The organism is Frigoribacterium sp. PvP054, assembly GCF_040547465.1.
GTDB lineage: Bacteria > Actinomycetota > Actinomycetes > Actinomycetales > Microbacteriaceae > Frigoribacterium.
Genome location: NZ_JBEPPU010000003.1, coordinates 267,222 through 281,143, shown reverse-complemented (window position 1 = coordinate 281,143; position 13,922 = coordinate 267,222). Strand labels below are relative to the sequence as shown.

Here is a 13,922-nt window from a genome sequence, read left to right as displayed (position 1 = left end):
ACATGGCCCGCCCCACCACTCCCCCGTTCCGCTGCACCGAGTGCGGGTGGACATCGCTCAAGTGGGCCGGCCGCTGCGGCGAGTGCCAGCAGTGGGGCACCGTGGTCGACGTCACCTCGGCCCTCGTCAGCGCCCGGGGCACAGCATCGGTTCGCGTGGAGGGCGACCGCGTCGCCCGACCCATCACCCAGGTCGAGGCCAACAGCGTCGCCTACTGGCCGAGCGGCATCGCCGAGTTCGACCGCGTGCTCGGCGGCGGCATCGTCCCCGGCGCGGCCATCCTGCTCAGCGGCGAACCCGGCGTCGGCAAGTCCACCCTGCTGCTCGAGGTCGCCTCACGCGCCGCGGCCACCGGCGCCCGCGTCCTCTACGTCACCGCCGAAGAGAGCGCCTCGCAGGTCCGCCTTCGCGCCCAACGCACCGGAGCCATGCACGACAACCTCTTCCTCGCCGCCGAGGTCGACCTCTCGGTCATCCTCGGCCAGATCGACCAGGTCGACCCCCAACTCGTCATCGTCGACTCGGTGCAGACCGTCTCGTCCTCGACCATCGACGGCATCGCCGGCGGCACCTCCCAGGTGCGCGAGGTCGCCTCGACCCTCATCCGCGTCAGCAAGGACCGCAACCTGCCCGTGCTGCTCGTCGGCCACGTCACCAAAGACGGCACCATCGCCGGGCCCCGCCTACTCGAACACCTCGTCGACGTCGTCTGCCAGTTCGAGGGCGACCGCCAGACCGCTCTCCGCTTCATCCGCGCCCACAAGAACCGCTTCGGCCCCACCGACGAGGTCGGCTGCTTCGAGATGACCGGCGACGGCATCGCCGAGGTCGCCGACCCCAGCGGCCTCTTCATGTCACGCAACGGCACCCCCGTCAGTGGCACCTGCATCACCGTCGCGATGGAAGGCCGCCGCGCCCTGCCCGTCGAGGTCCAGGCGCTCATCGTCGCCAGCTCGACACCCCAACCCCGCCGCGTCGTCAACGGCGTCGACTCCTCGCGCGTCGCCATGCTGCTCGCCGTGCTCGAACGCCGCGCCGGCATCCGCCTCGGCGACGCCGACGTCTACGTCAGCACCGTCGGAGGCATCAAGATCACAGAACCCGGCGCCGACCTCGCCATCGCGCTCGCCCTCGCGAGCGCCAGCCGCGAGAAGCCCTTCCCCCAGACGATGGCCGCCGTCGGCGAGATCAGCCTCGCCGGCGAGATCCGACCCGTCTCCTCCCCCAAGCAACGCGCCTCCGAAGCCCGACGCCTCGGCTTCACCCAGCTCGTCGACGCCGAGGCGGGCAACCTGCGCGAAGCGCTCCGCCGGGCGTTCAGCGCCGCGGGGTCCGAACGCGACCGCGAGCTCGACCGGGCCTTCTAGGCCGAGGCGACCCGCGCCTCCTGACCCGGGACTGAGGTCGGGGCCGGGGCCGGTCGCACGGTCCGGCACGGACGACACCGGGCGCGAGTGGGCAGAGGATGCTCCTCCCTCGTACCCGACGAGCACCTTCTTCCCGCTCGACGCCTGCACCCCGCGTCCACGAGCACCAGCCTGTCGAGTGGTCCCTGAGCGTCCTTCCGGCGCACCCGAACGACGATTCGGGACCACTCGACCCGCGCCTCCAAGAGTCTGGTCGCGCCCCGGCACGAGTCCCGGGCGCGAGGGGGCGGGAGATGCTCCTCCCGCGGACGTGAAGCGCACCTCCTGCCCACTCGGCCACCGCGCCCCGCACCGCGCCGTCGGCCGACCCTGCAGCGCCAGGCCGACCCCGCACCACCGGGCCGACCCCGCACCGCCGGCCCCACCCGTCCCCACCCACCGGGGTACGCCCGGGTCGGCGACCCCGTGGACGAGTGCACCCCGCTCCACGCGGATTCTCAGCCCACACGCCGCGGTGGTCCCGGCCAACCCCCTGACCGGCCCTTAACCTGTGCCCATGTCGACGTTCAAGAACCCGGTCGGGCCGCAACCGCCCTCGGTCTACTGGCGTCGTCGCGCGGTGCTCGCGCTCGGTCTGATCGCGGTCGTGGTCATCATCGTGTTGATCGTCGTCCGCCCCGGATCGGGCTCGGCAGAACCCGGTGCCGCCGCGACGACCTCCGCACCCGCAGGCGACGCGGCCACCCCCTCGCCCGCGCCCAGCGAGACCGCCCCCGCGGCCGACGCCACCACCGACCCGTCCGACGACGCGACCGACGATGCCGCGGCCGGCGCCTCCGACGCCCCGACCTGCTCGACCCGCGACATCGACCTCAAGCCGGTCACCGACAAGACGACCTACGCCGCCACCGAGCTGCCGCAGATCTCGATGACGATCACCAACTCGGGCCGCTCCGACTGCTCGATCGACCTGGGCTCGGCGCAGCAGACGCTCGTCGTCTCGAGCGGCGAAGAGCAGTACTGGTCGTCGAAGGACTGCCAGGTCAACGGCACCAACCAGGTCGTCACGCTCACCGCCGGCCAGACCCTCAGCACCCCCGCCATCGCCTGGGACCGAACCCGCTCGTCCGCCGAGACCTGCGAGTCGACCTCGCGCACCCCCGTCACCGCGGGCGGCGCCACCTACCGGCTCTCCGTCTCGGTCGGCGACATCACGTCCGCCGACACCGCCCAGATGATCCTGAACTGACAGTGACCCACCACGTGAACGCAGCCACCCCCTCCTCCGACCCCGTCGATCCGGCCGACCGCAACGGCACCTTCCGCTCCGAGTCCCTCGAGCACGCCCTCGCCGCCCAGGACGCCGCCGCCGTCGCCTTCGCCCTCCGTCACGACGTCGTCGTGGTGCCGAAGCTCGTGCTGCCGATCGACCCGACCGACGCCCCCTCGACCGGCGGCCCCGACGACGGCGCCCTGCCCGACGAAGGCGACCAGGTGCGCGTCTTCGGCCGCGAGAACACCGACAAGCGCATCCTGCTGCTCTTCTCGTCCGACGAGACCTACGCCGCGATGGTGCCCGACGACCCGAACCGCCAGGTCATGCTCTACGACGCCCTGTCGCTCCGGGCGTTCCTCGAGGCCCACCTCGACGTCATCGAGCAGGTCTTCTTCGACATCGCCGGCCCGCACACCATGGCCGCCAACCCCGACGACCTCCTCAAGGCCCTCGGCTAGCGCCGCTTCCTGGCCCAGAGCCCAGGAGGCGCGGGTCCAGTGGTCCCGAATCGTCCCTCCCAGCCGGGCGAAGAACGATCCGGGACCACTCGACCGGCCACGGTGGACGTGAGTGAGCCCGTGGTCAGGCCCGAGCCCAGCCGGAACGACTACAGGGCGGGCAGCGCCTTGAGCATGCGCGAGTTGCCGAGCGTGTTCGGCTTGACGCGTGCCAGGTCGAGGAACTCCGCGACGCCCTCGTCGGTCGAGCGGACCAGCTCGCCGTAGACGTCCGGGGGCACGAGCCCCTCGTCGCCGACGTTGAGGTACCCGTGCTTCTCGAAGAAGTCGACCTCGAAGGTCAGGCAGAACAGCCGGCCGATCTCGAGCCGGCGAGCCGCCCCCTCGAGCGACTCGAGCAGGCGGTGCCCGACCCCCTTGCGGATCCACGCCGGGTCTAGGGCGAGCGTGCGCACCTCGGCGAGGTCGTCCCACATGACGTGCAGCGCGCCGCAGCCGATCGGCACCCCGTCGGGCCCGACCGCGATCTGGAACTCCTGCACGTCGCCGTACAGCGTCACGAGGTCCTTGCCCAGCAGGATGCGCTTCTGCACGAACGGCTCGCACAGCCGCTGGATGTGCGGCACGTCGCTCACGACGGCGTCACGCACCGTGATGCCGTGCCGGTCGGCGGCGCCGTGCCGGTCGGCGGCGCCCTGCGGGTCGACGCGGCCCGGTCGGCCGAGACCGCCCGTCGCATCGGCACCGGTCGTCGCGTCGGCGGCGTCAGACATCAGGCTCCCTCAAGCACACGACCCGAGGAGGCGCGGGTCGCCGCCCAGCCTAGCGACGCGGTGGCGACCCGGCCCCGGGTACGCCGAAGGGCGGCCCCTCTGCTGAGGGACCGCCCCGGGCGTCGAAGGCGACCCGCGCCTCCTTCGGTGTTGCTGTCGTTCGGTGTCGCTGTGGTGCTGGTGCCTCAGCTCTCGAGCTCGGGAGCGTCGCCCACGAGGACTTCTTCGCGACCCGGCTGACGCGAGGTGGCGAAGGTGAACTCACCGTCGACGAAGTCGACCTGGACGTGGTCGCCCGCGTTGAGCTCACCCTGCAGGATGCGCTCGGACAGGCGGTCCTCGACCTGCTGCTGGATCGCACGACGCAGCGGGCGGGCACCGAGCGACGGGTCGAACCCGATCTCGATGAGGCGCTCCTTCGCGGACTGCGAGAGCACGGCCGTCATGTCGCGGTCGAGCAGACGGTCGGACAGGCGCTTGATGAACAGGTCGACGATCTGCAGCAGCTCTTCTTGGTTGAGCTGCGGGAACACGATCGTCTCGTCGACGCGGTTCAAGAACTCGGGCTTGAAGTGCTTCTTGAGCTCTTCGGTGACCTTCGAACGCATGCGGTCGTACGAGGTGGCCGTGTCGCCCTCGATCTGGAAGCCCACGGGACCACCCGTGATGTCTTTCGTGCCGAGGTTGGTCGTCATGATGATGACCGTGTTCTTGAAGTCGACGACGCGACCCTGACCGTCGGTGAGACGACCTTCTTCGAGCACCTGCAACAGCGAGTTGAAGATGTCGGGGTGGGCCTTCTCGATCTCGTCGAACAGCACCACCGAGAACGGCTTGCGGCGGACCTTCTCGGTCAGCTGGCCGCCCTCTTCGAAGCCGACGAACCCGGGAGGGGCACCGAACAGCCGCGAGACGGTGTGCTTCTCGCCGTACTCGGACATGTCGAGCGAGATCAGCGCGCCCTCGTCGTCGAACAGGAACTCGGCGAGCGCCTTGGCCAGCTCGGTCTTGCCGACGCCCGTGGGCCCGGCGAAGATGAACGAACCGGAGGGACGCTTGGGGTCCTTCAGGCCGGCACGCGTGCGACGGATGGTCTTCGAGAGGGCCGCGATGGCCTGCTCCTGACCGATGACGCGCTGGTGCAGGGCCTTCTCCATGAAGACGAGGCGCGAGGTCTCTTCTTCGGTGAGCTTGAAGACCGGGATGCCCGTGGCCTGAGCCAGCACCTCGGCGATGATGCCCTCGTCGACCGTGCCACCGGCACCGGCCTCGCCCGAACGCCACTGCTTCTCGAGACGGAGGCGCTCACCGAGCAGCTTCTTCTCCTCGTCGCGGAGCGAAGCGGCCTTCTCGAAGTCCTGGTCTTCGATCGCGCCCTCTTTCTGACCGCGGACGCCGGCGATGCGCTCGTCGAACTCGCGCAGCTCGGGCGGCGCGGACAGGATCGACAGGCGCAGGCGGGCGCCGGCCTCGTCGATCAGGTCGATGGCCTTGTCGGGCAGGAAGCGGTCGCTGACGTAGCGGTCGGCGAGGTTCGCCGCCGCGACGATGGCGCCGTCGGTGATGGACACCTTGTGGAACGCCTCGTACTTGTCGCGCAGCCCCTTGAGGATGTTGATCGCGTGCGGCAGCGAGGGCTCGTTGACCTGGACGGACTGGAAGCGACGCTCGAGGGCGGCGTCCTTCTCGAAGTGCTTGCGGTACTCGTCGAGCGTGGTCGCACCGATCGTCTGCAGCTCACCACGGGCGAGCAGCGGCTTGAGGATCGACGCGGCGTCGATCGCGCCCTCGGCGGCACCCGCACCCACGAGGGTGTGGATCTCGTCGATGAAGACGATGATGTCGCCGCGCGTGCGGATCTCTTTGGTGACCTTCTTCAGGCGCTCCTCGAAGTCACCGCGGTAGCGGCTGCCGGCGATGAGCGAACCGAGGTCGAGCGAGTAGAGCTGCTTGTCCTTCAGCGTCTCGGGCACCTCGCCCTTGACGATCGCCTGCGCCAGGCCCTCGACGACGGCGGTCTTGCCGACGCCGGGCTCGCCGATCAGCACGGGGTTGTTCTTCGAGCGACGGGAGAGGATCTGCATGACCCGCTCCATCTCTTTCTCGCGCCCGATGACCGGGTCGAGCTTGTTGTCGCGCGCGGCCTGCGTCAGGTTGCGACCGAACTGGTCGAGCACCTGGCTGCCGCCCTGCGCGCCCTGGGTCTGTTCGCCGCCCACGGCCACCGCCTCTTTCCCCTGGTAGCCGGAGAGGAGCTGGATGACCTGCTGGCGGACCCGGTTGAGGTCTGCGCCGAGCTTCACGAGCACCTGGGCGGCGACACCCTCACCCTCGCGGATGAGGCCGAGCAGGATGTGCTCGGTGCCGATGTAGTTGTGGCCGAGCTGCAGCGCCTCGCGGAGGCTCAGCTCGAGGACCTTCTTCGCCCGGGGCGTGAAGGGGATGTGGCCGGTCGGCTGCTGCTGGCCCTGGCCGATGATGTCTTGCACCTGCTCGCGCACCGCGTCGAGCGAGATGCCCAGCGACTCGAGGGCCTTGGCGGCGACGCCTTCGCCCTCGTGGATGAGGCCGAGCAGGATGTGCTCGGTGCCGATGTAGTTGTGGTTGAGCATCTTCGCCTCTTCTTGGGCGAGGACGACGACGCGACGGGCACGGTCGGTGAATCTCTCGAACATCTTCTTTGCTCCCTAGGTGGCGGGGTGGTTGTCGCCACCGAATGTGCATCTGGCGCCCGCAGGGTACGGCACCGGTTTACAGAGAGAGTAACCAGGGCCCGCGGCTTAATCTGCCCCTGTTCGCTGGGGGCATAGAGCAGTGCGCAGGCGGGCTGACGGGGCACGCTGACAGGGGCGGCGGCTAGCCTCGCGCACATGGGCAAGTTCACGGTCGGTCTCGTTCCGCACCCCACCAAGTCGGTGCTCGACAGCGTCGCCATCATCCGCGACTGGACGACCCGGTCGCAGGCGCACCTGCTCGCGATGACCCCGGACGCCGCGCGCGTGGGCGAGGGCGTCGAGCTGGTCGACGAGCAGGCGTTCCGGGACCGCGTCTCGGTCGTCGTCGCGTTGGGCGGCGACGGCACGATGCTCGGGGCCATGCGCCTCGTGGCCGAGCGCCCCGTGCCCGTGCTCGGCGTCAACTACGGCAACGTGGGCTTCCTGGTCGAGGTCGAGCCGCGCGACCTGCCCGAGGCCCTCGACCGCATCGGCGACAAGCAGTTCTCGCTCGAACCGCACCACGCCCTCGAGGTCACGCACACCGCGACCGGCTTCGAGAACACCTACCTCGCCTTCAACGACGCCTCGGTCGCCCGTCGCCCGGGCGAGGGCGTCGTCACGGCCGACCTGGTGTTCGACGAGACGCCCTACGGCTACTACAAGGCCGACGCGATCGTCGCGGCGACGCCCGCCGGGTCGACGGCCTACAACTACGCCGCGGGCGGGCCCATCCTGTCGCCCGCCATCGCGGCCGTCGTCGTCACGCCGGTGGCGCCGATGTCCGGCATCGACCGCTCGGTGGTGCTCGGCCCGCGCGAGCGGCTGCGCTTCGAGATCGGCGGGGGCACGCACTCGGCGGCCCTCGAGGTCGACGGCCGCGTCGTCGCCGACGTCAGCGAGGGCTGCCTGATCACGCTCGTGCTGCGGCGCGACGCGGGCCAGGTCATCCGCCTCGACGCCGACCGGCACGGCCGCAAGGGCCGCCTCAAGCTCAGCCTGCTCGACCTGCCGCTGCGCGAGGACCAACTCCTCGAGCTCGTGCCGACCGACGTCCGGGCCCGCTTCCGCGAGCGCGCCGAACGCGCGGGCGGCATCGCCGGGGTCGTGCACGACGACGACACCTCCGTCACCGGCATCAGTCCCCTGCGCTGACGCGCCCGCACGCAGACCCCGGCCCGGCCCGGCCCCCCGCCGCCCGCCGGCCCGTAGGAGGCGCGGTGCGCGACGCTCGCGCACCGCGCCTCCCAGGGTCTGCCGCCGTCGTGCGAGCCCCGCCGGGCCTGCCGGCCCCGGCGGCCCCGGCGGCCCCGGCGGCCCCGGCAGCCCCTGCGGTCCGCGGCTAGAACACCTCGCCCAGTGCCTCGGCGAACACCTGCTCGGGGTCGCGGACGAACCCGCGTCGGGCGAACCAGGCGCAGACGTTCCGGCAGTCGCGCTCGAGCAGGTCGACTCCGTTGGGGTTGCTGGCGACGTCGACGAGCTGGGGCACGTCGATGGCGACGACCCGGCCGTCGTGGACGAGCAGGTTGTACGGCGAGAGGTCGCCGTGCGCGAAGCCGGCCCGGGCGAACCCGAGCACGATCTCGTGCACCTGCTCGAACAGCGGCCACAGCTCGGCCCCGTCCGCCCCGACCTGCGCGAGCCGCGGGGCGGCCTCGGCGCCGTGGCCGACGAACTCCATGAGGATCTCGGTGCCGCTGATCTGCACCGGGTACGGCACCGCGACGCCGAGGGAGTGCAGGCGGCTCAGCGCGTCGAACTCGGCCGCGGCCCAGAGCCCGGCCTGTACGCGTCGGCCGTGCCGTGAGCCGCGGGCCATCGCCCGACCGTCGCGGGTGTTGCGGACGCGTCGGCCCTCGCGGTACTCGGACGAGCGGTGGAAGTCGCTCTGCTCGGCGCCCCGGTACCGCTTCGCGGCGAGCGAGGAGGCGCGGGCACCGTCCCCGGGGCCCAGCACGACGTCGGCCGGCACGGCTCGGTCGATCAGGTGGACGTCGGCCTCCTTGCCGGTCTTGACGACGCCGAGCTCGGTGTCGATCGCGGCGGCGGAGGTGACGACCCACGCGGGCCAGGGTCGGGGCCCTCGCTCGGTGGGGGTGGCGGCCGGCCAGGTGGACCAGCGCTGGTCGGCGTCGACGTCGGGGTCGACGGTGGAGAAGGTGGGTACGACGAAGTCGTCGGAGAAGGTCAAGCTGTGCTCCAGGGGAAGCGTGAGACCTGCCCGGCCGGGGCACGCGGGTGCGCGCGCCGTCGCCTTCCGGTGACGGGGCCGCGACGAGGCGGTGCCGACTACGGGCGGAGGGTCTCGGGGTGAGTGGGGTACGCGTGGCGTGCGTCGACGGCAGTCATGCTCATCACCCCTCTCGTGCGGCTCGCGCGACGTGTCGCTCGCGGCCCGTCTCTCGTGACCTGTGTCTCGTGGCCGGGCCACCGGGTGCCTGGCTCCGCCCACGGTACCGCCCCGCGCCTCCCCTGTCGACGGCCAGTAGTCGCTCGTCGATGTCGCTCGTCGATGTCGCTCGAGTGGTCCCGAATCGTCGTTCGGGCGGCTCCGAAGGACGATTCGGGACCACTCGACCGCCGCAGAGCGAGACGTGCGGCTCGTGACGCGTGTCATGACAGCAGGCGACGGACACGGTCGACGCGTTCGTCGGCCCGACGCCCGCGCAGGTCGTCGTCCGTGCATCGGACCGTGCGCCAACCGGCATCGGCGAACCTCTCACGGCGCAGGATGTCCTGCCGGAACCGCCAGGGGTCACGCCGGTGTTCGTCGCCCTCGTACTCGATGGCGAGCTTGCACCAGGCGTACCGGAGGTCGGGCTTGCCGAGGTAGCGTCCGCGGACGTCGTGCGTCCGGGTGTTGATCTCGGGTTCCGGAAGCCCCGCACGGATCAAGAGGAGGCGGAGCTCGGTCTCCTTCGGCGACTCGACCCCGGGTCGGATCAGCGCTCGAGCTTCTCGCACGCTCGTGATGCCCCGAGCTCGTCCGACCTCGAGGATCGCTCGGTCGAGGTCGCCGAGTCGTCGGCGTCGCGCCTCGGGCAGGGGTGGCCACGACCCCGCCAGGGCATCACCGGTCCTGACGAGGTCGTCGAGGCCCATGAGCTGGCCCGAACGCACCCAAGCCGAGATCGGCTCGGCGACCGGGAGCCCGTCGACGAGACGCAGCGGCACCGGAGCAGCACGATGGCCGACGACGGCGGGGCGACGAACACTGCGACCCGTCGCGCTGCTGACGTGCAGCGGTTCGCGACCCCGGTCCACCCGGCCTGGGACGGGCAGCCCCCAGAGCGCCAGGGCCGTGACGTGGGAGAAGTACCACCCGTCGACCATGACCGGCATGAGGCGCCGGGCCCTGTCACGGACGGTGCCGACCCGGTCCCCGTCCGCGGCGGCCCTCACCCCGTGGTGGGGTCGCACGAGGTCCGGCCCCCGCATCCTCTCGGGCCCGAGACCCGCGGCCCTGCCCGGCGCGACGGAGAAGGGTTGCTCGAGGTGGCGGGGGACGGCGATCCGGGGCATGACCCGACCTTGGCGGCGGCAACCGGCCCGCGCCTCCTCTCTCGACGTCGCCTTTGCACGACCGCACCGCCTCGCGCGATGTGGACGAGTCGTCCAGCCTGCGACCGCGAGGTCGAGTGGTGGGGGGGGGGGCGGGGGGGGGGGGGGCCGCGGGGGGGGGGGGCCCCCCGCCGCCCCCCCCCCGCCCCGCCCCCGCCCCCCCCCCCGGCCCCCCCCCCCGCCGGCCGGGCCCCTGCCCCCGCCGCCCGCGCCGGGGGGGCGGGGGCCGGGGGGGCCCCCCCCGCGCGGGGGGGGGGGGGGGGGGGGGGGGGGGGGGGGGGGGGGGGGCCGGCCCGCCCCCCCACCACTCGACGGACCAGGACGAGACGAGCCCGGGCACGACGACGGGCCGCCACCCGGGTGATCCCGGGCGGCGGCCCTGACGTGGTGCTGCTTCGGCGACGGACGCCGACCGAGGCCTACTGCAGGTAGAGCTGGAGGTCCTGGCTGACGGCCTTCGCGAACATGCGGAGGCGCGCGCGGCTCTCGACGCGCGAGACGGCCTGGCGCGACGAGTGGACGCGCTTCGAGATCTCGTCGAGGGTCATCGGCTGGTCGTCGTCGAGGCCGAAGCGCATGCGGATCACGCGGGCCTCGTCCTCGGGCAGCGTCGCCACGAGGGCGTGCATGTCGCGGTTGAGCAGCGAGCTCTCGGTGGCCTGCGTGGGCGAGGGGGTCTCCTCGTCCTCGATGAAGTCGCCCAGCTCGCTGTCCTCCGCGTCGCCGACGACGGTGTGGATCGACACCGGCTCGTGCGAGCGCGACTTGAGCTCGACGAGGTCGGCGACCTCCATGGCGACCTCTTCGGCGACCTCCTCGACCGTGGGCGCACGGCCCAGGTCGACGGTGAGGTCGCGCTCGGCCCGCGAGATGCGGTTGATGCGCTCGACCGTGTGCACCGGGATGCGGATGGCACGGGCCTTGTCGGCCAGGCCGCGGGCGATCGCCTGGCGGATCCACCAGGTGGCGTAGGTCGAGAACTTGTAGCCCTGCGTGTAGTCGAACTTCTCGACGGCGCGGACGAGGCCGAGGTTGCCCTCTTGGATGACGTCCATGAAGGGCAGGCCGCGCTGCGTGTAGCGCTTGGCGATGCTGACGACGAGGCGGAGGTTCGCGGTGATCATGCGGTCCTTCGCACGCTCGCCGTCGTGCTGCAGCCAGCGCAGGTCGCGCATCGTCTCGGCGTGGGCCTTGGTGCGGTTCTTCTTGACCGCGTCGGCCGCCTGCAGCTCTTTGAGCTTCTCGCCGGCGAAGAGGCCGACCTCGATGCGGCGGGCGATCTCGGTCTCTTCCGCTGCGTCGAGCAGCGGCATGCGACCGATGTGGCGGAGGTAGTCGCCTACCTGGTCGGTGGAGGCCCCGCGGACCTGTGACAGGACCTCGACCTCGGTGTCGTCGGTGGCCGTGGTGGTGTTGCGCGTGGTGACGGAAGTGGTCGTCATCGTTCTCTCCCTGCTCGAAGTACTGACCTGATGTCGCGTCGATTAGTTCGTGAAGCTCTTCGGCGTACTCAAAGTCTGGCGGGTGGCACCGTCCCGCCAGAAGCCGGGACAGCCTCTCGCGATGCATCTCGGAGCGCACGTCCAGGGTTTCGACAGCAACGGGGTACGGGTGCGAAGGTCCTTTGACAGCAGCTCGATTCGGGTGTAGGTGGCCGCTATCACGCCGGGGGTACACATTCTCAGGTTGCTCACCGGAAACTCGGCGCCAGATCTGCCGGGGTCCGCACGACGGCACCGCGAGCCCGGGAGGCGCGGTGCCGTCACGCGACGGAGTTCGCGTCAGCGACGCGCCCCGGCGAGGAGTCGGGGGCTAGACCGCGCTGCGGTCGGCGGCGCGACGCGACTCGTCGCGCTCGTCGGCCTCGGCCTTGGCGCGCTCTTCGGCCTCGACCTTGGCGTAGACGGCACGCTCGGTGCGGTCGGAGCGCAGCAGTGCCCGGACGATGAACCAGAAGATGAGGCCCACGACGATGGTGGGCGTCACGGAGAAGACGATGGCTCCGGCGAGGGACTCAGGCACCCGACCAGGGTACGTCGCCCGGCTGGGGAACACCACGGGCACCTCTCGACGCCGAGACGACGGAAGCGCCCGACGACGGCGACGGCCAGGCCGAGACCACGGAGGCGCCCCGACGACGGAGGCGCGGTGCCCGACCGGCACCGCGCCTCCTGCCCTCGAGGCGGTCGCCCGTGAGGGACGACCGCGAAGGACTACTTGACGAGCGGGAAGAGGATCGTCTCGCGGATGCCGAGGCCGGTGATCGCCATCAGCAGGCGGTCGATGCCCATGCCCATGCCACCGCTCGGCGGCATGCCGTGCTCGAGGGCGGTGAGGAAGTCGTCGTCGAGGCGCATGGCCTCGGCGTCGCCGCGGGCCGACAGGGCGGCCTGCTCGACGAAGCGCTCGCGCTGGATGACCGGGTCGACCAGCTCGGAGTACGCCGTGGCGAGCTCGAAGCCGCGGACGTAGAGGTCCCACTTCTCGACGACGCCGGGCTTCGACCGGTGCTGGCGGACGAGCGGGCTCGTGTCGACGGGGAAGTCCACGACGAAGGTCGGGCGGTCCAGCGACGGCTTGACGAAGTGCTCCCAGAGCTCTTCGACGAGCTTGCCGTGGGTCTCGTGCGGCACGACGAGGTCGACCGTGGCGGCCAGCGCCTGCAGGTCGGCCACGGTGCTCGACGGCGTGACCTCGACGCCCGCGGCCTCGCTGAGCGACTCGTACATCGGCACGCGCGCCCACTCGCCGCCGAGGTCGTACTCGGTGCCGTCGGCCAGGGTGACGAGGTGCGACCCGGCGACCGCCGTCGCGGCGTTCTGCACGAGCTCTTGCGTCAGGCGGGCCATCTGGTCGTAGTCGCCGTACGCCTGGTACGCCTCGACCATCGCGAACTCGGGCGAGTGCGTCGAGTCGGCGCCCTCGTTGCGGAAGTTGCGGTTGATCTCGAAGACGCGGTCGATGCCGCCCACGACGGCACGCTTGAGGAACAGCTCGGGCGCGATGCGCAGGTACAGCTCGGTGTCGAAGGCGTTGCTGTGCGTCTGGAACGGCCTCGCCGCGGCACCGCCGTGCATCGTCTGGAGCATGGGCGTCTCGACCTCGAGGTACTCGTACGAGTCGAAGGTGCGCCGCAGCGACGAGACCGCCGCCGCCCGGGCGCGCACGGTGGCGCGGGCCTGGTCGCGCACGATGAGGTCGAGGTAGCGCTGGCGCACGCGCGTCTCTTCGCTCAGCTCGGAGTGCAGGTTCGGCAACGGCAGGATGGCCTTGGCCGCGATCGACCACTCCGACACCATGATCGACAGCTCGCCGCGACGCGACGAGACGACCTCGCCCTTCACGAAGACGTGGTCGCCCAGGTCGACCAGCTCCTTCCAGTCGGCGAGGCGCTGCTCGCCCACCTCGGCGAGCGAGACCATGGCCTGGATGCGGCTGCCGTCGCCCGCCTGGAGCGCGGCGAAGCAGAGCTTGCCCGTGTTGCGGGCGTGCACGACGCGGCCGGCCAGTCCGACGACGTCGCCCGACCGGCTGTCGGTCTCGAGCTCGGCGTGCCGGGCCCGCACGGCGCCGATGGTGTCGGTGATCGGCACGCCGACCGGGTACGCCTCGACACCGGACTCGAGCAGGCGGGCGCGCTTGTCGAGCCGCACCTGCTTCTGCTCCGACGCCTCGCGGGCGGCGGCGGCGGCCTCGTCGTCGGGGGTGGTGGTCGGATCGGGCGCGGCGGTCATGTGTCAGGTGCTCCTGGGGTGGTGGAGGGGGCGGGA

General features: G+C 71.5%; 11 protein-coding genes. 4 read left to right on the top strand and 7 right to left on the bottom strand.

Translation table 11 applies throughout. The features are described 5' to 3' along the window. Positions 1-2 precede the first annotated feature (2 nt). The 3 genes from radA to ABID81_RS06940 all read left to right on the top strand — a co-directional run bounded on the left by radA (position 3) and on the right by ABID81_RS06940 (position 3,101). Complete coding sequence (radA, locus tag ABID81_RS06950) at positions 3-1,367, top strand: DNA repair protein RadA (protein ID WP_354594075.1); 1,365 nt, start codon at positions 3-5, stop codon at positions 1,365-1,367. A gap of 556 nt (positions 1,368-1,923) precedes the next feature. Beyond that, complete coding sequence (locus ABID81_RS06945) at positions 1,924-2,616, top strand: hypothetical protein (protein ID WP_354594074.1); 693 nt, start codon at positions 1,924-1,926, stop codon at positions 2,614-2,616. A 14-nt stretch (positions 2,617-2,630) separates the two neighbouring features. Continuing rightward, positions 2,631-3,101: a dehydrogenase gene (locus ABID81_RS06940; RefSeq protein ID WP_354594073.1), complete on the top strand. Its 471-nt coding sequence runs from the start codon at positions 2,631-2,633 to the stop codon at positions 3,099-3,101. Positions 3,102-3,250: 149 nt separating this feature from the next. Here ABID81_RS06940 and ABID81_RS06935 read toward each other — a convergent pair whose 3' ends face one another. Together ABID81_RS06935 and ABID81_RS06930 are read right to left on the bottom strand one after the other, a co-directional pair. Beyond that, positions 3,251-3,874: an amino-acid N-acetyltransferase gene (locus ABID81_RS06935; protein ID WP_354594072.1), complete on the bottom strand. Its 624-nt coding sequence runs from the start codon at positions 3,872-3,874 to the stop codon at positions 3,251-3,253. 185 nt (positions 3,875-4,059) lie between these two features. Further along, positions 4,060-6,549 (bottom strand): ATP-dependent Clp protease ATP-binding subunit, encoded by a 2,490-nt coding sequence (locus tag ABID81_RS06930; protein ID WP_354594071.1) that lies wholly within the window; start codon positions 6,547-6,549, stop codon positions 4,060-4,062. 195 nt (positions 6,550-6,744) lie between these two features. On the opposite strand from ABID81_RS06930, the gene ABID81_RS06925 reads away from it, so the two are divergent. Beyond that, positions 6,745-7,743, top strand: a complete 999-nt coding sequence (locus tag ABID81_RS06925) for an NAD(+)/NADH kinase (RefSeq protein WP_354594070.1) — start codon at positions 6,745-6,747, stop codon at positions 7,741-7,743. A 187-nt stretch (positions 7,744-7,930) separates the two neighbouring features. On the opposite strand, the gene ABID81_RS06920 is transcribed toward ABID81_RS06925, so the two are convergent. The 5 genes from ABID81_RS06920 to lysS form a co-directional block, all read right to left on the bottom strand. Beyond that, positions 7,931-8,782 carry a serine protein kinase RIO gene (locus tag ABID81_RS06920; RefSeq protein ID WP_354594069.1) on the bottom strand — a complete coding sequence of 284 codons (852 nt, stop codon included), beginning with the start codon at positions 8,780-8,782 and terminating at the stop codon, positions 7,931-7,933. Positions 8,783-9,204: 422 nt separating this feature from the next. Beyond that, complete coding sequence (locus ABID81_RS06915) at positions 9,205-9,924, bottom strand: putative endonuclease domain-containing protein (protein ID WP_354594068.1); 720 nt, start codon at positions 9,922-9,924, stop codon at positions 9,205-9,207. A gap of 647 nt (positions 9,925-10,571) precedes the next feature. Next, positions 10,572-11,594, bottom strand: coding sequence for a sigma-70 family RNA polymerase sigma factor (locus ABID81_RS06910; RefSeq protein WP_354594067.1), 1,023 nt, complete (start codon positions 11,592-11,594; stop codon positions 10,572-10,574). A gap of 370 nt (positions 11,595-11,964) precedes the next feature. Continuing rightward, on the bottom strand, positions 11,965-12,174 hold the full coding sequence (locus ABID81_RS06905; protein ID WP_354594066.1) for a hypothetical protein: 210 nt from the start codon (positions 12,172-12,174) through the stop codon (positions 11,965-11,967). A 191-nt stretch (positions 12,175-12,365) separates the two neighbouring features. Continuing rightward, positions 12,366-13,886 carry a lysine--tRNA ligase gene (lysS, locus tag ABID81_RS06900; protein ID WP_354594065.1) on the bottom strand — a complete coding sequence of 507 codons (1,521 nt, stop codon included), beginning with the start codon at positions 13,884-13,886 and terminating at the stop codon, positions 12,366-12,368. Between the last annotated feature and the right edge of the window lie 36 nt (positions 13,887-13,922).

Excerpts from the sequence above, each read along its gene's own strand:
- radA (WP_354594075.1), top strand. The coding sequence starts at position 3 with ATGGCCCGCCCCACCACTCCCCCGTTCCGCTGCACCGAGTGCGGGTGG.
- ABID81_RS06945 (WP_354594074.1), top strand. The coding sequence starts at position 1,924 with ATGTCGACGTTCAAGAACCCGGTCGGGCCGCAACCGCCCTCGGTCTAC.
- ABID81_RS06935 (WP_354594072.1), bottom strand. The coding sequence starts at position 3,874 with ATGTCTGACGCCGCCGACGCGACGACCGGTGCCGATGCGACGGGCGGT.
- ABID81_RS06930 (WP_354594071.1), bottom strand. The coding sequence starts at position 6,549 with ATGTTCGAGAGATTCACCGACCGTGCCCGTCGCGTCGTCGTCCTCGCC.
- ABID81_RS06925 (WP_354594070.1), top strand. The coding sequence starts at position 6,745 with ATGGGCAAGTTCACGGTCGGTCTCGTTCCGCACCCCACCAAGTCGGTG.
- ABID81_RS06915 (WP_354594068.1), bottom strand. The coding sequence starts at position 9,924 with ATGGTCGACGGGTGGTACTTCTCCCACGTCACGGCCCTGGCGCTCTGG.
- ABID81_RS06910 (WP_354594067.1), bottom strand. The coding sequence starts at position 11,594 with ATGACGACCACTTCCGTCACCACGCGCAACACCACCACGGCCACCGAC.
- lysS (WP_354594065.1), bottom strand. The coding sequence starts at position 13,886 with ATGACCGCCGCGCCCGATCCGACCACCACCCCCGACGACGAGGCCGCC.